At 70.7% G+C, this 20,653-nt stretch carries 15 protein-coding genes and 2 pseudogenes; 15 read left to right on the top strand and 2 right to left on the bottom strand.

Annotated elements, in window-relative coordinates:
* Positions 1-177: 177 nt before the first annotated feature.
* Both J8M51_RS12415 and J8M51_RS12410 read right to left on the bottom strand, forming a co-directional pair.
* Positions 178-1,849, bottom strand: a pseudogene (locus J8M51_RS12415) (hypothetical protein).
* A 268-nt stretch (positions 1,850-2,117) separates the two neighbouring features.
* Positions 2,118-4,315, bottom strand: a pseudogene (locus J8M51_RS12410) (elongation factor G-like protein EF-G2).
* A 477-nt stretch (positions 4,316-4,792) separates the two neighbouring features.
* Between J8M51_RS12410 and pgsA the strand changes: the two are divergent.
* From pgsA to J8M51_RS12335, 15 genes are all read left to right on the top strand, one after another.
* Positions 4,793-5,533 carry a phosphatidylinositol phosphate synthase gene (gene pgsA / locus J8M51_RS12405; RefSeq protein ID WP_086762221.1) on the top strand — a complete coding sequence of 247 codons (741 nt, stop codon included), beginning with the start codon at positions 4,793-4,795 and terminating at the stop codon, positions 5,531-5,533.
* Positions 5,530-6,522, top strand: a complete 993-nt coding sequence (locus J8M51_RS12400) for a phosphatidylinositol mannoside acyltransferase (protein WP_256966238.1) — start codon at positions 5,530-5,532, stop codon at positions 6,520-6,522. The genes pgsA and J8M51_RS12400 overlap by 4 nt, the downstream gene beginning before the upstream one ends.
* Positions 6,519-7,679: a glycosyltransferase family 4 protein gene (locus tag J8M51_RS12395; RefSeq protein WP_216591787.1), complete on the top strand. Its 1,161-nt coding sequence runs from the start codon at positions 6,519-6,521 to the stop codon at positions 7,677-7,679. Before J8M51_RS12400 ends, J8M51_RS12395 begins: the two co-directional genes overlap by 4 nt.
* Positions 7,680-7,732: 53 nt before the next feature.
* Positions 7,733-8,272, top strand: coding sequence for a LemA family protein (locus J8M51_RS12390; protein ID WP_216591786.1), 540 nt, complete (start codon positions 7,733-7,735; stop codon positions 8,270-8,272).
* A 340-nt stretch (positions 8,273-8,612) separates the two neighbouring features.
* The gene (gene pdxS / locus J8M51_RS12385; RefSeq protein ID WP_086760321.1) at positions 8,613-9,530 is read left to right on the top strand and encodes a pyridoxal 5'-phosphate synthase lyase subunit PdxS; all 918 of its coding nucleotides are present in this window, start codon (positions 8,613-8,615) and stop codon (positions 9,528-9,530) included.
* Positions 9,531-9,536: 6 nt separating this feature from the next.
* The gene (gene pdxT / locus J8M51_RS12380) at positions 9,537-10,145 is read left to right on the top strand and encodes a pyridoxal 5'-phosphate synthase glutaminase subunit PdxT (protein ID WP_086760319.1); all 609 of its coding nucleotides are present in this window, start codon (positions 9,537-9,539) and stop codon (positions 10,143-10,145) included.
* A 49-nt stretch (positions 10,146-10,194) separates the two neighbouring features.
* A complete protein-coding gene (locus J8M51_RS12375) occupies positions 10,195-10,947 on the top strand; it encodes a YebC/PmpR family DNA-binding transcriptional regulator (RefSeq protein ID WP_086760317.1) in 753 nt (250 codons plus the stop codon).
* 202 nt (positions 10,948-11,149) lie between these two features.
* On the top strand, positions 11,150-11,680 hold the full coding sequence (gene ruvC, locus J8M51_RS12370) for a crossover junction endodeoxyribonuclease RuvC (RefSeq protein ID WP_086760315.1): 531 nt from the start codon (positions 11,150-11,152) through the stop codon (positions 11,678-11,680).
* Positions 11,677-12,282 (top strand): Holliday junction branch migration protein RuvA, encoded by a 606-nt coding sequence (ruvA, locus tag J8M51_RS12365; RefSeq protein ID WP_086760314.1) that lies wholly within the window; start codon positions 11,677-11,679, stop codon positions 12,280-12,282. The genes ruvC and ruvA overlap by 4 nt, the downstream gene beginning before the upstream one ends.
* 89 nt (positions 12,283-12,371) lie before the next feature.
* Entirely contained in the window at positions 12,372-13,442 is a 1,071-nt protein-coding gene (gene ruvB / locus J8M51_RS12360) for a Holliday junction branch migration DNA helicase RuvB (protein WP_086760312.1), read from the top strand.
* 174 nt (positions 13,443-13,616) lie between these two features.
* Positions 13,617-14,141: a preprotein translocase subunit YajC gene (gene yajC / locus J8M51_RS12355; RefSeq protein WP_086760310.1), complete on the top strand. Its 525-nt coding sequence runs from the start codon at positions 13,617-13,619 to the stop codon at positions 14,139-14,141.
* A gap of 133 nt (positions 14,142-14,274) precedes the next feature.
* Positions 14,275-16,050 (top strand): protein translocase subunit SecD, encoded by a 1,776-nt coding sequence (gene secD, locus J8M51_RS12350; RefSeq protein ID WP_086760309.1) that lies wholly within the window; start codon positions 14,275-14,277, stop codon positions 16,048-16,050.
* A 1-nt stretch (position 16,051) separates the two neighbouring features.
* The gene (secF, locus tag J8M51_RS12345) at positions 16,052-17,149 is read left to right on the top strand and encodes a protein translocase subunit SecF (RefSeq protein ID WP_086760307.1); all 1,098 of its coding nucleotides are present in this window, start codon (positions 16,052-16,054) and stop codon (positions 17,147-17,149) included.
* On the top strand, positions 17,146-17,685 hold the full coding sequence (locus J8M51_RS12340) for an adenine phosphoribosyltransferase (RefSeq protein ID WP_086760305.1): 540 nt from the start codon (positions 17,146-17,148) through the stop codon (positions 17,683-17,685). The genes secF and J8M51_RS12340 overlap by 4 nt, the downstream gene beginning before the upstream one ends.
* 415 nt (positions 17,686-18,100) lie before the next feature.
* Complete coding sequence (locus J8M51_RS12335; protein WP_267299162.1) at positions 18,101-20,653, top strand: RelA/SpoT family protein; 2,553 nt, start codon at positions 18,101-18,103, stop codon at positions 20,651-20,653.

Genomic DNA, 20,653 nt, shown 5'->3' with positions numbered 1-20,653 from the left:
GCTGGCCGCGCAGTTCCCCGCGCCCCTGAAAAGCAGGGGCTGCGCCCCGTGCTTTCGTCCCGAAAGGGCCGCAGGCCTCTTTCAGGGGCGCGGGGAACTGCGCGAGAAGCCCCCACCGGGCCCGCGGACGAAAACGGCCCCCACCCCCACGCACCCCCGCCCGAGCGAGCGCAGCGCTCACGCGTCGTAGAGGTCAGCCTTCCGCGGCGAAGCGTCCTGTACCGCCCCGCTGAGGAACCCGGCCCGCGACCCGAACTTGTCGGTGTCGACGCCGTTCTCCTTCAGCACCTTGATCGCGGCGTTGTGCACCACGCGGAGCACGGGCGTGGCGGCGCGCAGCGCGTCGTCGGCCATGAAGCGGTGCCGCCACGGCTGGTCGGCCCAGGCGTGCCGCAGACCGAACGGCTCGGGCAGCCCGATGGAGCCGCCGAGCCAGTTGAGCAGCGGCGGGTACCAGGTCAGCGGGGCGCGCGGCGGCGAGTTGTACGACCTCGTCGGTGTCGACGAGGGGGAGCTTGATCTTGCGAGTCTCCCAGAACCGCACCGACTTCTGGACTTCCTTCTCCTTGGCGGCCGCCCGGTGGTGAACAGGCCGTGCACCGGGCCCAGGGCGTGCCCGGTGACCTCGATGCGGAGCGTCTGGTGCAGGACGGTGACCGTGACCAGCATGGTGATGATCAACTGGCCGTCCCAGAGCGTCCACTGGACGCCCAGGTAGTGGCGGTTGCCGCTGCCGAAGTGCTGCTTGTTGCAGATCTCCTGTATGGCGTGGTTCTTGTACTGGTAGGCGTCCACGTCGGTGCTGTCGGGGCGGGCCACACCGCCGGCGCCCTCGCCGATGGGGCTGACGATCCAGTGTTTGATGGAAGGCGCCGTGAAACCACCGGTGTTGAGGGGGTGCGCTCCAGCATCCGCAGCTGATCGTGGATGGCGCGTATGACGTCCCAGCTGCGGAACGGGTGGATCTCCTTGCCGGAGTCGGCCGGTACGAGATCCTCGGCGAGCTGCCAGGCGCCCCAGCGGGTGCCCATGCCGAGGATGCCCTTGGGGCCGGCGTAGAAGACGAGGTTGGAGCGCTGCTCGGCGCTGAGCCGGGCCAGCTCCTTGCGCAGCTGCTCGGCCTTGGTCTCGCCGGGGCTGCCGGGCACGGCCTCGGGGATCTTGGCGCCGATGCCGCCGCCGGCCAGCAGGGCGGACCAGCGCTCCCGCAGGTCCTTGCGGCGCGCTCGCAGATCTGCTTGGCCCAGAACCAGCCGACCACGGGCAGCACGACGCACGCACGCGCGTACCAGGCCCAGAAGCCGTCGAACGGCATCTTGAGCAGGAAGATCACGGCGAGGGCGCCCACGGCGACCAGCAGAGTGGTGCCGAGGGCACCGGCCCGCTTGTCGTCCCGCTTGGCGATCGTCGTACGGATCTGGAAGACCAGCAGCCACAGCAGCAGTCCGGGCAGGAAGAGCAGTCCGCACAGGACCATCACCGCCGACAGCCAGTTGTCGCGGTCCCGGCGGATGTTGTTCGCCGCGAGGCAGTGCTCGACGACGACCTGGGGTTCCATGCCGAAGGACTGGATGAGCGGTTTGCGGCCGGCGCCGACCATGCGGTCCCGGACCGCGTTGGAGAACGCCTCCCCGAGGTTCGGCCGGAAGATGGTCGCCCACTTGCGGCCCGGTTTGACCGTGGACTTGTGCCAGTCGTTGTTGGCCTTGAGGATCTCCGCGATCTCGTTGTCCCGGTAGGCCGCGGACGCCAGGGCGTACGTCGCCGCGGTCTGGCCCGCGGTGCCCGTCAGCGGCACCTGTGCCCCGGGAGTGAAATCGAATTCGTCCGCCACCGCCGCCGCCCCCATCGCCGCACACTCGCTCCTGCGGCTCTTCCCGACTTCCGTGCTCCGCACACCTGTTGATCAGGTCATAACCCGATCCGGTCCTGATCGAGCCATACTTGTCGATCAGGTGATCAGCGTATCCGCAGCAGGAGACATCGCGCGGTGCGAAGAACGGACATTCACGGAACCCACCGGCCGTGGACGGTACTTGGGCCCGCACCCGGTGGCGGACGGCCGGGGCCGCCGCCCACCGGGTCCCGCGTGCCTCTTCCGTGCCCCTCAGTACTCCTCAGTGCTCCTTCGTCCGCTCGCGGACCTTCTCGGCCACGTGGGAGGGCATCGGCTCGTGCCGTGTGTACCGGCGGCCGAAGCGCGCGGTGCCGTGGGAGAGGGAGCGCAGATCGACGGCGTACCGGTCGATCTCGATCTCCGGTACCTCGGCCCGGACGAGCGTGCGTCCGCCGCCGGCCTGCTCGGTACCGACGACCCGGCCGCGCCGCCCGGACAGATCGCTCATCACCGGGCCCACGTACGAGTCCCCGACCAGCACGGACACCTCGGCGACCGGCTCCAGCAGATGGATCTTCGCGTCCACCGCGGCCTCGCGCAGCGCGAGCGCGCCCGCCGTCTGGAAAGCGGCGTCGGAGGAGTCCACCGAGTGCGCCTTGCCGTCCCGCAGCGTGATCCGGACGTCGATGAGCGGATAGCCGGCCGCGACGCCCTTGGCGGCCTGCGCCCGTACGCCCTTCTCGACGGACGGGATGAACTGCCTCGGCACCGCGCCGCCGACGACCTTGTCCACGAACTCGATGCCCGAGCCGCCGGGCAGCGGCTCCACCTCGATCTCGCAGATCGCGTACTGCCCGTGCCCGCCGGACTGCTTCACATGCCGGCCGCGCCCGGCCGACCTGTCGGCGAACGTCTCGCGCAGGGAGACCAGGTGCGGGACGACGTCGACCTGGACGCCGTAGCGGCTGCGCAGCCGTTCGAGGGCCACGTCGGCGTGTGCCTCGCCCAGGCACCACAGGACCACCTGGTGGGTGTCCTGGTTCTGTTCGAGCCGCATGGTCGGGTCCTCGGCGACCAGCCGGGCGAGCCCCTGGGAGAGCTTGTCCTCGTCGGCCTTGCTGTGCGCCTGGATGGCGAGCGGTAGCAGCGGGTCGGGCATCTCCCACGGCTCCATGAGCAGCGGGTCGTCCTTGGCCGAGAGCGTGTCCCCGGTCTCCGCGCGGCTCAGCTTCGCCACGCACGCGAGGTCGCCCGCGATGCAGTGCGTGAGGGTCCGCTGCTGCTTGCCGAACGGTGTGGACAGGGCGCCGATCCGTTCGTCGACGTCATGGTCCTCGTGCCCCCGGTCGGCGAGCGAGCCCGTGCCCGGAGACATGCACCGTCTCGTCGGGGTGCAGGGTCCCGGAGAAGACCCGCACCAGCGAGATACGGCCCACATAGGGGTCGCTGGCCGTCTTCACGACCTCGGCGACCAGGGGGCCGTCCGGATCGCAGGTCGCCCGGATCTCACGGGGAGGCCTTCGGGGGTGGTGACCGCGGGCGTCTCGCGCTCCAGGGGGTGGGGAAGCCACCGGTGACCAGTTCGAGCAGCTCGACCGTGCCGAGGCCCTGTTTCGCGCCGTCGGCGGCGGGCGCGGCCAGCACGGGATGGAAGACCCCGCGCGCGACGGCCCGTTCCAGGTCGTCGACGAGCGTCTTGACGTCGATCTCCTCGCCGCCGAGATAGCGGTCCATGAGGGTCTCGTCCTCGCTCTCGGCGATGATCCCCTCGATGAGCCGGTTACGGGCCTCCTCGATCGCCGGCAGCTGCTCGGGGCCCGGCTCGGACTCCTTGCGCTCACCGGAGGAGTAGTCGAACAGCTTCTGCGACAGCAGCCCGGTCAGGCCGGTCACGGGCGCGTGCCCGTCCGGCCCCTGCGGCCGTGCAGCGGCAGATAGAGCGGCAGTACGGCGTCGGGGTCGTCCCCGCCGAACGTCTCCGCGCAGATCCTGGTCATCTCCTCGAAGTCCGCCCGCGCGGCCTCCAGATGCGTCACCACGATCGCCCGGGGCATCCCGACCGCCGCGCACTCCTCCCACACCATGCGGGTCGAGCCGTCCACGCCGTCGGAGGCCGAGACGACGAAAGGGCCGCGTCCGCCGCTCGCAGACCGGCCCTGAGTTCCCGACGAAGTCGGCGTATCCGGGAGTGTCCAGCAGATTGATCTTGTACCCGCCCCATTCGACGGGGACGAGGGAGAGCTGCACCGAGCGTTGCTGCCGGTGTTCGATCTCGTCGTAGTCGGAGACGGTGCCGCCGTCCTCCACACGGCCCGCCCGGTTCACCGCTCCCGCCGTCAGCGCGAGAGCCTCCACCAGAGTCGTCTTGCCCGAACCGGAGTGGCCGACCAGCACCACATTCCGTACGGACGCGGGGTGGTCGGCCGCCGTAGTCTGCCCTGCCGGCGGCTCCGGATGTGCGTTCGCCTTGTCGCCCATGGTCCTGCCTCCCGTGCACGGTGAGGTCACTGTGGGCGCGGACATGCGGATCCGCGGTGGCGGCTCCGATGACGCCCGCGGTGTCTTCGAGCTTTGCACTCGCGTCACCGCGCGTCCATACGAGGGACGCGATCGCTCGGCGCGGCGGGCGAGGGCTAGGGCCTGTCTTCAAATTCCCGTCGTCGCCCGAAGGGCGGCCCCGCGGCGTCAGGTGCGTGCTCTCGGCGTGCCGGGCCCTGATCCGCGTACTGGACGTACTCGGGTCAGGGCCCGGTGCGGCGGTGGGGTACCTCCCGCTCGAGCGAAGCCGAGAGTGGGGAGCGTGCATGGCGTCGCGGGGCAGGCGGGAATTTGAAGACAGGCCCTAGGGCGCCGGCGTCGCGACGCACCCGCCACCGACGCGATCCGGACAGGGACACGGCGGGCTGGTGCCCGACGGTCGCACACGCGCGCGCGTGGCTACGATGGGCCAGCCGGATGGCCAGCAGGGGCCACGCGGCGACACCGACCCTCGGGAAGGCCATGCTGAACAAGTACGCGCGTGCATTCTTCACGCGTGTCCTCACACCGTTCGCCGCGTTTCTGATCCGCAGGGGCGTCAGCCCCGACACGGTCACGCTCCTCGGCACCGCCGGAGTGATCGCGGGCGCGCTGGTCTTCTACCCCCGGGGGGAGTTCTTCTGGGGCACGATCGTCATCACGCTCTTCGTGTTCTCGGACCTCGTCGACGGCAACATGGCCCGTCAGATGGGCCGCTCCAGCCGCTGGGGCGCCTTCCTCGACTCCACGCTCGACCGGGTCGCCGACGGCGCGATCTTCGGGGGCTTCGCCCTGTGGTACGCGGGCAACGGCAACGACAACGTGCTGTGCGCCGTCTCGATCTTCTGTCTGGCGAGCGGCCAGGTGGTGTCGTACACCAAGGCGCGCGGTGAGTCGATCGGACTGCCGGTGGCGGTGAACGGCCTGGTGGAGCGGGCCGAGCGCCTGGTGATCTCGCTGGTCGCCGCCGGGCTCGCGGGCCTGCACGCGTTCGGTGTGCCCGGGATCGACGTCCTGCTGCCCGTCGCCCTGTGGATCGTCGCCGTCGGCAGCTTCGTCACGCTGATCCAGCGGGTCGTCACGGTCCGCCGCGAGTCCGCCGAGGCGGAGGCGGAGGCCGCCGCGGCAGCTGCCCAGGAGGCCCCGGACACCGCCCGCAACAGCGAGGCCACTCCGTGAGCGCTCTGCGGGACCGGCTGACCGACGGGCTGTACGGCCTCGGCTGGGGCACCGTCAAGAAGCTCCCGGAGCCCGTCGCCGTACGCCTCGGCCGGACGATCGCCGACGCGACCTGGAAGCGGCGCGGCCCCCTCGTACGCCGCCTGGAATCCAACTACGCGCGCGTGGTCCCCGACGCGAGCCCCGAGCGCCTGGCCGAGCTGTCCCGCGCGGGCATGCGTTCCTATCTGCGCTACTGGATGGAGTCGTTCCGGCTTCCCGCCTGGAGCGAGGAGCGCGTCAGGACCGGCTTCGACCCCAAGGACCTGCACCATCTCACCGACGGCCTCGCCTCCGGCCGGGGCGTCGTCCTCGCGCTGCCGCACCTGGCCAACTGGGACCTCGCCGGCGCGTGGGTCACCACCGAGCTGAAGACCCCGTTCACCACGGTCGCCGAACGCCTCAAGCCCGAGACGCTCTACGACCGCTTCGTCGCCTACCGCGAGGGCCTCGGCATGGAGGTCCTGCCGCACAGCGGCGCCTCCGCCTTCGGCACCCTCGCCCGGCGGCTGCGCGACGGCGGCCTGGTCTGCCTGGTCGCCGACCGCGATCTCTCCGCGTCCGGCGTCGAGGTCGACTTCTTCGGCGAGCCGACCCGGATGCCCGCCGGACCGGCCCTCCTCGCCCAGCAGACCGGAGCTCTGCTGCTGCCGGTGACGCTCTGGTACGACGACTCGCCCGTCATGCGCGGCCGCGTGCACGCCCCGATCGAGGTACCCGAGGCAGGTACCCGGGCCGAGAAGACGTCTGTCATGACACAGGCGCTGGCCGACGCCTTCGCCACCGGCATCGCCGACCACCCGGAGGACTGGCACATGCTCCAGCGCTTGTGGCTCGCGGACCTGGACCCCGCGAAGCGCCCCGACGTCCCCGCGCCGGGCGCGCCGACGGACGAGCCGACAGCCGTGCCGACCGATGCCGCGACGGACTCCGAGAAGGGACGCCCGTGAAGATCGGGATCGTCTGCCCGTACTCCTGGGACGTGCCCGGGGGAGTCCAGTTCCACATCCGCGACCTGGCCGACCACCTCATCCGCCTCGGCCACGAGGTGTCGGTGCTCGCCCCCGCCGACGACGACACACCCCTGCCGCCGTACGTCGTCTCCGCGGGCCGCGCGGTCCCGGTGCCGTACAACGGCTCGGTGGCCCGCCTCAACTTCGGCTTCCTGTCGGCGGCCCGGGTACGGCGCTGGCTGCACGACGGCACGTTCGACGTGATCCACATCCACGAACCGGCCTCCCCGTCGCTCGGTCTGCTCGCCTGCTGGGCCGCGCAGGGACCGATCGTCGCCACCTTCCACACCTCCAACCCGCGCTCCCGGGCGATGATCGCGGCCTACCCGATCCTCCAGCCCGCCCTGGAGAAGATCAGCGCGCGGATCGCGGTGAGCGAGTACGCCCGCCGCACCCTCGTCGAACACCTGGGCGGCGACGCGGTCGTCATCCCGAACGGCGTCGACGTCGACTTCTTCGCCCGCGCCAAGCCCAACCCCGACTGGCAGGGCGACACCCTCGGCTTCGTCGGCCGCATCGACGAACCCCGCAAGGGACTGCCGGTGCTGATGAAGGCCCTCCCGAGGATCTTCGCCGAGCGCCCGAAGGCCCGGCTGCTGGTCGCCGGGCGCGGGGACGAGGAGGAGGCGGTCGAGACCCTGCCCAAGGAGCTGCGCTCCCGCGTCGAGTTCCTCGGCATGGTCAGCGACGAGGACAAGGCCCGCTTCCTGCGCAGCGTCGACGTCTATGTCGCCCCCAACACCGGGGGCGAGAGCTTCGGCATCATCCTCGTCGAGGCGATGTCCGCCGGGGCGCCCGTCCTCGCCTCCGACCTCGACGCCTTCGCCCAGGTCCTCGACCAGGGCAGCGCGGGCGAACTGTTCGCCAACGAGGACGCGGACGCCCTCGCGACCGCCGCCGTACGGCTGCTCGGCGACCCGGCCCGCCGCGCCGAGCTGAGCGAACGCGGCAGCGCGCACGTCCGGCGCTTCGACTGGTCGACGGTCGGCGCCGACATCCTCGGTGTCTACGAGACGGTCACCGAGGGCGCGGCATCGGTGGCGGCGGACGAACGGGCGGGGCTGCGGGCGCGGTTGGGGTTCGTCCGGGACTGAGGGGGGAGTCGGGGCGGCGGAGGTGAGCGGGGCCGGTAGTAGCCTTGCCGCCCGTGACTTCGACACTCATCTGGATCGCGGTCGTCCTCTTCGCGATCGGTCTCTACCTGAGCTGGACCGCGGGACGACTGGACCGACTGCACGCGCGCATCGACGCCGCCCGCGCGGCGCTCGACGCGCAGTTGCTGCGCCGCGCGTCGGTCGCCCAGGAGCTGGCCACCTCCGGGGTGCTGGACCCGGCCGCCTCGATCGTCCTCTACGAGGCGGCGCACGCGGCGCGGCAGGCCGAGGAGGAGCAGCGCGAGGTCGCCGAGAGCGAGCTGAGCCAGGCCCTGCGGGCCGTGTTCGCGGACGCGCAGCAGGTGGAGGTGGTGCGCGAGGCGCCGGGCGGGGAGGACGCCGCGAACGAGCTCGCGCAGGCGGTTCGCCGGGTGCCGATGGCTCGGCGCTTCCACAACGACGCGGTGCGGGCGGCGCGGGCGTTGCGGCGGCACCGCAAGGTCCGGTGGTTCCGGCTCGCCGGGCACGCGCCGTTCCCGATGGCCTTCGAGATGGACGACGAGCCGCCGGTTTCTTTGGCTCCGGGCGCCTGATGGGACGGGGGCGTGGGTTCGCCGGCGACCGCCGGCCCGGTGGGGGCTGGTCGCGCAGTTCCCCGCGCCCCTGAAAAGCAGGGGCCGCGCCCCGTGCTTTTCCCCCGCCCACCCGTAGCCTTCCACGCCCGCGCCCCGTGCTTTTCAGGCCTGCAGGGGCCTGGTCTTTCAGGGGCGCGGGGAACTGCGCGAGAAGCCCCACCGGCCCGCAGCTGACCACTCGCCCGGCCAAAACGATCCACCGCCTCCCCATTGGCCCTTGCAGTGGCCCGCACCTCTCGCGTTTCCTCGGTGACTGCACAGATCGCACGAACCCTCTTCCCCGAGCGAGGTCAACCCCGTGTCCAGCACGCTCTCCAACCCCACCGCCCAGACCCCCGAGACCGGTACCGCCCGTGTGAAGCGCGGCATGGCCGAGCAGCTCAAGGGCGGGGTGATCATGGACGTCGTCACCCCGGAGCAGGCCAAGATCGCCGAGGACGCGGGCGCGGTCGCGGTCATGGCCCTGGAGCGGGTCCCGGCCGACATCCGCAAGGACGGCGGCGTGGCCCGGATGTCCGACCCGGACATGATCGAGGGCATCATCGAGGCCGTCTCCATCCCGGTCATGGCCAAGTCCCGCATCGGCCACTTCGTCGAGGCCCAGGTCCTGCAGTCCCTCGGCGTCGACTACATCGACGAGTCCGAGGTCCTCACCCCGGCCGACGAGGTCAACCACAGCGACAAGTTCGCCTTCACCACCCCCTTCGTCTGCGGCGCCACCAACCTCGGTGAGGCCCTGCGCCGTATCGCCGAGGGCGCGGCCATGATCCGCTCCAAGGGCGAGGCCGGCACCGGCAACGTCGTCGAGGCCGTCCGCCACCTGCGCCAGATCAAGAACGAGATCGCCAGGCTGCGCGGCTTCGACAACAACGAGCTGTACGCCGCCGCCAAGGAGCTGCGCGCCCCGTACGAGCTGGTCAAGGAGGTCTCCGAGCTGGGCAAGCTCCCGGTGGTGCTGTTCTCCGCCGGTGGCGTCGCCACCCCCGCCGACGCCGCGCTGATGCGCCAGCTCGGCGCCGAGGGCGTCTTCGTCGGTTCCGGCATCTTCAAGTCCGGCGACCCGGCCAAGCGCGCCGCCGCCATCGTGAAGGCCACCACCTTCTACGACGACCCGAAGATCATCGCGGACGCCTCCCGCAACCTGGGCGAGGCCATGGTGGGCATCAACTGCGACACCCTCCCCGAGGCCGAGCGCTACGCGAACCGGGGCTGGTAGGCACCCATGAGCGACACCCCCGTCATTGGCGTCCTGGCCCTCCAGGGCGACGTACGGGAGCACCTCGTCGCCCTGGCCGCGGCCGACGCCGTGGCCAGGCCGGTGCGGCGCCCCGAGGAACTCGCCGAGGTGGACGGCCTCGTCATCCCCGGCGGCGAGTCCACCACCATCTCCAAGCTGGCCGTTCTGTTCGGCGTGATGGAGCCCCTCCGCGCGCGCGTGCGCGGCGGTCTGCCCGTGTACGGCACCTGCGCCGGCCTGATCATGCTCGCCGACAAGATCCTCGACCCGCGCTCGGGCCAGGAGACGATCGGCGGCATCGACATGATCGTGCGCCGTAACGCCTTCGGACGCCAGAACGAGTCCTTCGAGGCGGCGGTCGACGTCAGGGGCGTCGAGGGCGACCCCGTGGAGGGCGTCTTCATCCGCGCCCCCTGGGTGGAGTCCGTGGGCGCGCAGACCGAGGTGCTGGCCGAGCACGAGGGCCACATCGTCGCCGTACGCCAGGGCAACGCCCTCGCCACGTCGTTCCACCCGGAGCTGACCGGCGACCACCGGCTGCACGCGCTGTTCGTCGACATGGTGCGCGCGAACCAGCCGGCGGAGTCCTTGTAGGATCTCTGGGGTTCGTTGCAGAGATGGGTTACGCGAAGGAGACAGGCAGATGTCCGGCCACTCTAAATGGGCTACGACGAAGCACAAGAAGGCCGTGATCGACGCCAAGCGCGGCAAGCTCTTCGCGAAGCTCATCAAGAACATCGAGGTCGCGGCCCGGATGGGCGGCGTCGACATCGAGGGCAACCCGACGCTCTACGACGCCATCCAGAAGGCGAAGAAGCAGTCGGTCCCGAACAAGAACATCGACTCCGCGGTCAAGCGCGGCGGCGGCCTGGAGGCCGGCGGCGCCGACTACGAGACGATCATGTACGAGGGCTACGGCCCGAACGGCGTCGCGGTGCTCATCGAGTGCCTCACCGACAACCGCAACCGCGCCGCCTCCGACGTCCGCGTCGCCATGACCCGCAACGGCGGCTCGATGGCCGACCCCGGTTCCGTCTCGTACCTCTTCAACCGCAAGGGCGTCGTGATCGTCCCCAAGGGCGAGCTGTCCGAGGACGACGTCCTGGAGGTCGTGCTCGACGCGGGCGCCGAGGAGGTCAACGACCTGGGCGAGTCCTTCGAGGTGCTCAGCGAGGCCACCGACATGGTCGCGGTCCGCACCTCCCTCCAGGACGCCGGGATCGACTACGACTCCGCCGAGGCCAACTTCGTCCCGACCATGCAGGTCGAGCTGGACGAGGAGGGCGCCCGGAAGATCTTCAAGCTGATCGACGCGCTGGAGGACAGCGACGACGTCCAGAACGTCTTCGCCAACTTCGACGTGAGCGACGACGTGATGGCCAAGGTCGACGCGTAGCGCTGCCGCGAACCGAGCGGATTCGGCGGGCCGGTGGGGACACACCCACCGGCCCGCCGCCGTTGTCGGTGGCAGCGGATAGCCTGACGGCAGTCAGTGATCGCCGCCCACGGGCCGCAGCCATCAATTGAGGACCCCGACGGTGCTCAGCCAGGTCCGCGAGAGCGGCGGCGGTTTAGCCGCAAAGAGGGGAGGGGGCGCGGTGCGCGTACTCGGGGTGGACCCCGGACTCACGCGGTGTGGCGTGGGTGTCGTCGAGGGCGTCGCCGGACGGCCGCTCACCATGATCGGTGTCGGAGTCGTCCGGACGCCCGCCGACGCCGAGTTGGGCCACCGGCTCGTCGCGATCGAGCAGGGCATCGAGCAGTGGCTCGACGAACACCGTCCCGAATGCGTCGCCGTGGAGCGGGTGTTCAGCCAGCACAACGTACGGACGGTCATGGGCACCGCCCAGGCCAGCGCCGTCGCGATGCTGTGCGCCGCCCGCCGCGGCATCCCCGTCGCCCTGCACACCCCCAGCGAGGTCAAGGCCGCCGTCACCGGCAGTGGCCGCGCCGACAAGGCCCAGGTCGGCGCCATGGTCACCCGTCTCCTCCGGCTCGACGCACCCCCGAAGCCGGCGGACGCCGCCGACGCCCTCGCCCTCGCCATCTGCCACATCTGGCGGGCCCCCGCACAGAACCGCCTGCAGCAGGCCGTCGCCCTGCACGCTTCGAAAGGCCGAACGGCATGATCGCTTCTCTCACCGGCCCGGTCGCCGCCCTCGCCCCCGACTCCGCCGTGGTCGAGGTGGGCGGCATCGGCATCATGGTCCAGTGCACGCCCAACACCCTCTCCGGGCTGCGCATGGGACAGCCGGCCAAGCTGGCCACGTCCCTGGTGGTCCGCGAGGACTCGCTCACCCTCTACGGCTTCGTGGACGACGACGAGCGCCAGGTCTTCGAACTGCTCCAGACCGCGAGCGGCGTCGGCCCCCGCCTGGCCCAGGCGATGCTGGCGGTGCACACCCCCGACGCCCTGCGCCGCGCGGTCGCCACCGGCGACGAGAAGGCCCTGATCGCCGTCCCCGGCATCGGCAGGAAGGGCGCCCAGAAGCTGCTGCTCGAACTGAAGGACCGCCTCGGCGAACCGGTCGGCGCCCCCGCGATCGGCGCCCCGGTCACCCAGGGCTGGCGCGACCAGCTGCACGCCGCCCTGATCGGCCTCGGGTACGCCACCCGTGAGGCCGACGAGGCCGTGTCGGCCGTGACCCCCCAGGCGGAGGCCGCCCAAGGCACGCCCCAGGTGGGCCAGTTGCTGAAGGCCGCACTCCAGACCCTCAACAGGACCCGCTGAGGTCGGCCGCCGAAGACCGGGGTCCTCGGCGAATCCCGCCCCACCCACCGCAGCTCCGCCCATCCGACCGCGACCACGAGGCACACGCAATGAACTGGGACGACACGACCGACGACACCGCCCCCGACCGGCTGGTGGGCTCTGTCGCCGACCGTGAGGACCAGGCCGTCGAGGCCGCCCTGCGCCCCAAGGACCTGGGCGAGTTCATCGGCCAGGAGAAGGTCCGTGAGCAACTCGACCTGGTGCTGCGGGCGGCACGCGCGCGTGGCGCCACCGCCGACCACGTCCTGCTCTCCGGCGCCCCCGGCCTCGGCAAGACCACGCTCTCGATGATCATCGCGGCCGAGATGGGCGCCCCCATCCGCATCACCTCCGGCCCCGCCATCCAGCACGCCGGCGACCTCGCCGCGATCCTCTCCTCGCTCCAGGAGGGCGAGGTCCTCTTCCTCGACGAGATCCACCGCATGTCCCGGCCCGCCGAGGAGATGCTGTACATGGCCATGGAGGACTTCCGCGTCGACGTGATCGTCGGCAAGGGCCCCGGCGCCACCGCGATCCCCCTCGAACTGCCGCCCTTCACCCTGGTCGGCGCCACCACGCGCGCGGGCCTGCTGCCCCCGCCGCTGCGCGACCGCTTCGGCTTCACCGCGCACATGGAGTTCTACGAGCCCGCCGAACTGGAGCGCGTCATCCACCGCTCGGCGAACCTCCTCGACGTCGAGATCGACACGGCCGGCGCCGCCGAGATCGCCGGCCGCTCCCGCGGCACCCCCCGTATCGCCAACCGTCTGCTGCGCCGCGTACGGGACTACGCCCAGGTCAAGGCCGACGGCTTCATCACCCGTGACATCGCCGGAGCCGCCCTCGCCGTCTACGAGGTGGACGCCCGCGGCCTCGACCGCCTCGACCGGGGCGTCCTCGAAGCCCTGCTCAAGCTCTTCGGCGGCGGACCGGTCGGCCTGTCCACGCTCGCCGTCGCCGTGGGGGAGGAGCGCGAGACCGTCGAGGAGGTCGCCGAACCCTTCCTCGTCCGCGAGGGACTGCTCGCCCGCACCCCCCGCGGCCGGGTCGCCACCCCCGCCGCCTGGGCCCACCTCGGACTCACCCCGCCACGCGGTACGACCGGCGGAAACGGACAACAGGACCTGTTCGGGGCGTGACCGTCTCGTGACGGCGCGGTACTCGCCCGGCATGGAACCCCGGTGACATGCTGTGCGTTGTTCCATTGCGGCGGACTCGCTTAGACTCCGCCGATGCCGCCCTTGTCGGCAGCACACATACCCCCAACCATCAGGCCGCTCGCCATCGCGGTCGTGTGAAGGAAGTTCCGACCCGTGAGTCTCGTGACCCTCCTCCCGTTCATCGTGCTCATCGGGGCCATGATCCTGATGACCCGATCGGCCAAGAAGAAGCAGCAGCAGGCCGTCGACATGCGGAACCAGATGCAGCCCGGTTCCGGCGTCCGCACGATCGGGGGCATGTACGCGACCGTCAAGGAGGTCAGCGAGGACACGGTCCTCCTCGACGCCGGGCCGGGCGTCGAGCTGCTGTTCGCCAAGAACTCCATCGGTGCCGTCCTCAGTGACGAGGAGTACAACCGCATCGTCCACGGCATCGAGCACGACCTGAAGTCCGACGTCGTCCCGGACGACGCCTCCTCCCTCACCGAGACCGACGAGCCCTCCGACGACGCTTCCGCCGCTTCCGACGACAAGCCCATCGACCTCGGCAAGAAGGACGCGGCCGACGACGCCGCCGACGAGCCCGCCGAGTCGAAGACCGACGAGGTCAAGGCCGAGGACACCAAGTCCGTCGAAGCAGAGCCGAAGAAGACCGACGGCGAGTCCGACGCGAAGTAGTCACGTCCCGGGAGTGCGAGCGAGAACCGCCCGCGCCCCGGGCACGTGCCGTTTTCGCCCGGCTTCCCGACACAAGTCATGGCCGTCCCCGCGCTGACCCCGCGCCCGGCGGCCCGAGAGGGAGTACGAGAAGGTGGCAGCACCGAAGAAGGGCCGGAGCGCGAGCGCCCAGAGCAAGCCTGGGCGCGCGCTGGCCCTCATCCTGATCGCCCTTGTGGCGCTCACCGGGGGAATGTTCGCCTCCGGACACACCAAGCCGCGTCTCGGCATCGACCTCGCCGGTGGTACGAGCATCACGCTCACGGCGATCAACGAGCCCGGCCAGCCCAACGCGATCAACAAGACCAACATGGACACCGCGGTCGAGATCATGAACCGCCGTGTCAACGGTCTGGGCGTGTCCGAGGCGGAGGTCCAGACCCAGGGCAATGAGAACATCATTGTCAACATTCCCAAGGGCACGGATTCCGAAGAGGCCAGGGATCAGGTAGGCACCACCGCGAAGCTGTACTTCCGTCCGGTCCTGCAGAGCCAGGTCGGCTCCGGCGCGACCGAGACGCCGAGCGCCTCGCCGAGCACCAGCGCCAGTGGCAGCGGGTCACCGAGCCCGTCCAGCTCCGACGGCAAGGACGAGGCGAACCCGCCCGCCGATGACTCCGCCAGCCCGTCGTCCTCCGCCACGTCCCAGGGCCGTGCGCTCACCGACGCGCTGAAGGCCGACCCCACGCCCTCCGGCAGCGGCTCCGCCTCCGCCAAGGCCTCCGACAGCGCCTCGCCCTCGGCGAGCCCCAGCGTCGACCCGGAGACCCAGGCGCTCCAGGCCAAGTTCGCCGCCCTCGACTGCAACGACCCCAAGCAGCGCGCCGCCGCCGGCAAGGGCAAGACCAGCGACGTCGTCGTGGCCTGTGGCCAGGACAACGGCAGCTGGAGCAAGTTCGTGCTCGGCCCGGTCGGCGTCGACGGCACCGAGGTCGAGAAGGCCCAGGCGCTGCTGGACACCCAGAGCGGCACCGGCTGGCAGGTCGTCATGGACTTCGACTCCAAGGGTGAGAAGAAGTTCGCCGACATCACCGGCCAGCTGGCGACCCAGACCTCCCCGCAGAACGAGTTCGCGATCGTCCTCGACGACGAGGTCGTCTCCCACCCCTACGTGCGCGCGGCGGTCACCGGCGGCAAGGCCGAGATCTCCGGCAGCTTCACGCAGGAGGAGGCCCAGAACCTCGCCAACATGCTGTCGTACGGCGCGCTCCCGCTGACCTTCAAGGAGTCCAGCGTCACCACCGTCAGCCCCGCGCTCGGCGACGACCAGCTGCACGCGGGTCTGATCGCCGGTGCGATCGGTCTGGCCCTGGTCATGATCTACCTGGTCGTCTACTACCGCGGCCTGTCGCTGATCGCCATCGCCTCGCTGCTGGTCTCCGCGGCCCTGACCTATGTCCTCATGGCCCTGCTCGGCCCGGCCATCGGCTTCGCGCTGAACCTCCCGGCGGTCTGCGGCGCGATCGTCGCGATCGGCATCACCGCGGACTCGTTCATCGTGTACTTCGAACGCGTCCGGGACGAGATCCGCGAAGGCCGTTCGCTGCGCCCCGCCGTCGAGCGTGCCTGGCCGCGTGCCCGGCGCACCATCCTGGTCTCCGACTTCGTGTCGTTCCTCTCCGCCGCGGTGCTCTTCGTCGTCACCGTCGGCAAGGTCCAGGGCTTCGCGTTCACGCTGGGCCTGACCACGCTGCTCGACGTCGTGGTGGTCTTCTTCTTCACCAAGCCGCTGCTGACGCTGCTGGCCCGTACGAAGTTCTTCGGCGGTGGCCACAAGTGGTCCGGCCTCGACCCCCAGCGACTGGGTGCCCGGCCCCCGCTGCGCCGTACCCGCCGTCCCGCCGTCCCCTCCGACCCGAAGGAGGCCTGAGATGTCGAAGCTCGGTGACCTCGGAGCCCGACTCCACCGCGGCGAGATCGGCTACGACTTCGTCCGCAACCGCAAGATCTGGTACGGCGTCTCGATCCTCATCACCATCACGGCCATCGTGGGCCTCGCCGTCCGCGGCCTCAGCATGGGTATCGAGTTCCAGGGCGGCGCGGTCTTCACCACGGAGAAGACGAGTGTCTCGGTCAGCCAGGCCGAGACCTACGCGGAGAAGGCCTCCGGCCACGACGCGATCGTCCAGAAGCTCGGCAACGACACCCTGCGCATCCAGATCTCCGGTGTGGACACGGCCAAGTCCGACGAGATCCAGAAGCAGCTGGCCAAGGACCTCAAGGTCGACGCGGACACGATCAACGCCGATCTGGTCGGCCCCAGTTGGGGTGAGCAGGTCGCCAGCAAGGCCTGGCAGGGCCTCGCGATCTTCCTGGTCCTCGTGGTGATCTATCTGGCGATCGCGTTCGAGCTGCGCATGGCCATCGCCGCCTTCGTCGCCCTGATCCACGACATCACCATCACGATCGGCATCTACGCCCTCGTGGGCTTCGAGGTCACGCCCGGCACGGTGATCGGTCTGCTCACCATCCTCGGTTACTCGCTCTACGACACGGTCGTCGTCTTCGACAGCCTCAAGGAGCAGACGAAGGACATCACCAAGCAGAGCCGCTGGACGTACGCCGAGATCGCCAACCGCTCGATCAACAGCACCCTGGTGCGCTCCATCAACACCACGGTGGTCGCTCTCCTCCCGGTCGCCGGCCTGCTCTTCATCGGTGGCGGCGTCCTCGGCGCGGGCATGCTCAACGACATCTCGCTGTCGCTGTTCGTCGGTCTCGCGGCCGGCGCGTACTCGTCGATCTTCATCGCCACACCGCTCGTCGCCGACCTCAAGGAGCGCGAGCCGCAGCTGAAGGCCCTCAAGAAGCGCGTCCTCGCCAAGCGGGCCCAGGCCGAGCACGACGACGCGGAGCCGGAGGCCGACGGCTCGTACGACGACGAGCCGGCGGACGCCACCCCCGCGGTGGTCGGCCCGCGCGCCCAGTCCGGCAGCCGCAGCCGCGGCCGGGGCGGTAAGCGGCGATGACGGACATCAAGGAGCTGCTGCTCAGCCGTATCCGCGATGTCGCGGACTACCCGGAGCCGGGCGTGCTGTTCAAGGACATCACCCCGCTGCTGGCCGACCCGGCGGCGTTCACCGCGCTGACGGACGCGCTGGCGGAGCTGACCGTGCGGCACGGCGCCACGAAGATCGTCGGCCTGGAGGCCCGGGGCTTCATCCTGGGCGCCCCGGCCGCCGTCCGCGCGGGCGTCGGCTTCATCCCCGTACGCAAGGCGGGCAAGCTCCCCGGAGCCACGCTCAGCCAGGCCTACGACCTGGAGTACGGCTCCGCCGAGATCGAGGTCCACGCCGAGGACCTGAGCGCGGGCGACCGCGTCATGGTCATCGACGACGTCCTCGCCACCGGCGGCACCGCCGAGGCCTCCCTCCAGCTGATCCGCCGCGCGGGCGCCCAGGTGGCCGGCGTAGCGGTCCTGATGGAGCTCTCTTTCCTCCCGGGCCGCCAACGCCTGGAGACCGCACTGGCAGGAGCCCCCTTGGAGGCCCTGATCACCGTCTGACAGACGACACACCATCCGACGGGCGCCCCGGGACCACCTGGGGCGCCCGTCGCCGTATCCCCTCAATCAGCACCCCGACGGCGGGACAGCGGCGCACGGCGAGAAGGGGGCGTGCCGGGGGGTGTCCGCCCGCAGCGGTTGGCGCGTCAACCCGTCCCACTTCCCAGCCAACCGATTCCGCGCCGTTCCGAGGACGGACACCCCCCGGCACGCCCCCGACCCACCATGCGGACGCCCCCCGTCGCCGCGGCGGGCGCACTCCCGGAGACGACCGCAGGAATCCACCGCACACCCCTCGTGTTCCACAGGTAGACCGCCCTCACAGTGGCCTGAAGGCGATCCCCAGCCCCGGGATCGCTACCATGGGTGCTCCGGAGCCTGACCGGGGGACCCGGATCGCGCACGAGGAGCCCTCTTGGCAGACGAGGCCCAGCACCTGACCGCCGCCAAGCCCGAGCCCGCCTCGGGCCCCGCGGCCAAGCCCGCGCAGAACACGGCGAAGGCGAACCCCGCGACCCCCGCGCCGTCCGCGCAGGGCTCCGTCGAGCACGCCCAGTCCGCGCCCGCCGAGAAGACCGCAGGCCCCTCGCGCCCCAAGCCGGACCCCGCGGAGAGCCCCGCCCCGGCACCCCCGCCCTGCCCCGCCCCCACCGGCCAGCCCGCGCGCACCGGAGGATCCTCCAACCGCGTACGAGCCCGGCTCGCCCGCCTCGGCGTCCAGCGCTCCAACCCGTACAACCCGGTCCTCGAACCCCTGCTGCGCATCGTCCGCGGCAACGACCCGAAGATCGAGACGGCCACGCTCCGCCAGATCGAGAAGGCCTACCAGGTCGCCGAGCGCTGGCACCGGGGCCAGAAGCGCAAGAGCGGCGACCCGTACATCACCCACCCCCTCGCCGTCACCACGATCCTCGCCGAGCTCGGCATGGACCCGGCGACCCTGATGGCGGGTCTCCTGCACGACACGGTCGAGGACACCGAGTACGGCCTCGACCAGCTCCGCCGCGACTTCGGCGACTCCGTCGCCCTCCTCGTCGACGGCGTCACCAAGCTCGACAAGGTGAAGTTCGGCGAGGCGGCCCAGGCCGAGACCGTGCGCAAGATGGTCGTCGCCATGGCCAAGGACCCCCGTGTCCTGGTCATCAAGCTCGCCGACCGCCTGCACAACATGCGCACCATGCGCTACCTCAAGCGCGAGAAGCAGGAGAAGAAGGCGCGCGAGACCCTGGAGATCTACGCGCCGCTCGCCCACCGCCTGGGCATGAACACCATCAAGTGGGAGCTGGAGGACCTCGCCTTCGCGATCCTCTACCCGAAGATGTACGACGAGATCGTCCGCCTCGTCGCCGAGCGCGCGCCCAAGCGCGACGAGTACCTCGCCATAGTGACCGACGAGGTCCAGCAGGACCTGCGCGCGGCCCGTATCAAGGCGACGGTCACCGGCCGCCCGAAGCACTACTACAGCGTCTACCAGAAGATGATCGTCCGCGGCCGAGACTTCGCGGAGATCTACGACCTGGTCGGCATCCGCGTCCTGGTGGACACCGTCCGCGACTGCTACGCGGCCCTGGGCACCGTCCACGCCCGCTGGAACCCGGTTCCGGGGCGGTTCAAGGACTACATCGCGATGCCCAAGTTCAACATGTACCAGTCGCTGCACACGACGGTCATCGGCCCCAACGGCAAGCCCGTCGAACTCCAGATCCGTACGTTCGACATGCACCGCCGCGCCGAGTACGGCATCGCCGCGCACTGGAAGTACAAGCAGGAGGCCGTCGCCGGCGCCTCCAAGGTCCGCACCGACGCTCCCCGGACCTCCGGCAAGGACGACCACCTCAACGACATGGCGTGGCTGCGCCAGCTGCTGGACTGGCAGAAGGAGACCGAGGACCCCGGCGAGTTCCTGGAGTCCCTGCGCTTCGACCTGTCCCGCAACGAGGTCTTCGTCTTCACCCCGAAGGGCGACGTCATAGCGCTGCCGGCCAGCGCGACCCCCGTCGACTTCGCGTACGCGGTCCACACCGAGGTCGGTCACCGCACGATAGGCGCCCGCGTCAACGGCCGCCTCGTCCCGCTCGAATCCACCCTCGACAACGGCGACCTGGTGGAGGTCTTCACCTCCAAGGCGTCCGGCGCGGGCCCCTCCCGCGACTGGCTCGGCTTCGTGAAGTCGCCGCGCGCCCGCAACAAGATCCGCGCCTGGTTCTCCAAGGAGCGCCGCGACGAGGCCATCGAGCAGGGCAAGGACGCCATCGTCCGCGCGATGCGCAAGCAGAACCTGCCGATCCAGCGCATCCTCACCGGCGACTCCCTCGTCACCCTCGCGCACGAGATGCGCTACCCGGACATCTCCGCCCTCTACGCGGCCATCGGCGAAGGCCATGTCTCCGCGCAGAGCGTCGTGCAGAAACTCGTCCAGGCCCTCGGCGGCGAGGAGGCGGCCACCGAGGAGATCGACGAGGCCGTACCGCCCACCCGCGGCCGGAGCCGCAAGCGGCGCGGCAGCAACGACCCCGGTGTCGTCGTCAAGGGCGTCGACGACGTCTGGGTCAAGCTCGCCCGCTGCTGCACGCCCGTCCCCGGCGACCCCATCATCGGGTTCGTCACCCGAGGCAGTGGCGTATCGGTTCACCGCAGCGACTGCGTCAATGTCGAGTCGCTGTCCCGTGAGCCCGAGCGCATCCTCGACGTCGAGTGGGCCCCGACCCAGTCCTCGGTCTTCCTCGTCGCCATCCAGGTCGAGGCCCTGGACCGCAGCCGACTCCTCTCGGACGTCACCCGCGTCCTGTCCGACCAGCACGTCAACATCCTGTCGGCGGCCGTCCAGACCTCCCGCGACCGCGTCGCCACCTCCCGCTTCACCTTCGAGATGGGCGACCCGAAACACCTGGGCCACGTCCTGAAGGCCGTACGCGGCGTGGAGGGCGTCTACGACGTGTACCGGGTGACGTCGGCGCGCAGGCCGTAA

Origin of the sequence: Streptomyces griseiscabiei, assembly GCF_020010925.1 — a bacterium.
In the GTDB taxonomy this organism is placed as follows: Bacteria; Actinomycetota; Actinomycetes; order Streptomycetales; family Streptomycetaceae; genus Streptomyces; species Streptomyces griseiscabiei.
Note: the sequence above shows the minus strand (reverse complement) of the source record. Positions and strands in the feature narration are given on the sequence as shown.

Excerpts from the sequence above, each read along its gene's own strand:
- J8M51_RS12375 (WP_086760317.1), top strand. The coding sequence starts at position 10,195 with ATGTCCGGCCACTCTAAATGGGCTACGACGAAGCACAAGAAGGCCGTG.
- ruvB (WP_086760312.1), top strand. The coding sequence starts at position 12,372 with ATGAACTGGGACGACACGACCGACGACACCGCCCCCGACCGGCTGGTG.
- secF (WP_086760307.1), top strand. The coding sequence starts at position 16,052 with ATGTCGAAGCTCGGTGACCTCGGAGCCCGACTCCACCGCGGCGAGATC.
- pgsA (WP_086762221.1), top strand. The coding sequence starts at position 4,793 with ATGGCCAGCAGGGGCCACGCGGCGACACCGACCCTCGGGAAGGCCATG.
- ruvA (WP_086760314.1), top strand. The coding sequence starts at position 11,677 with ATGATCGCTTCTCTCACCGGCCCGGTCGCCGCCCTCGCCCCCGACTCC.
- pdxT (WP_086760319.1), top strand. The coding sequence starts at position 9,537 with ATGAGCGACACCCCCGTCATTGGCGTCCTGGCCCTCCAGGGCGACGTA.
- J8M51_RS12340 (WP_086760305.1), top strand. The coding sequence starts at position 17,146 with ATGACGGACATCAAGGAGCTGCTGCTCAGCCGTATCCGCGATGTCGCG.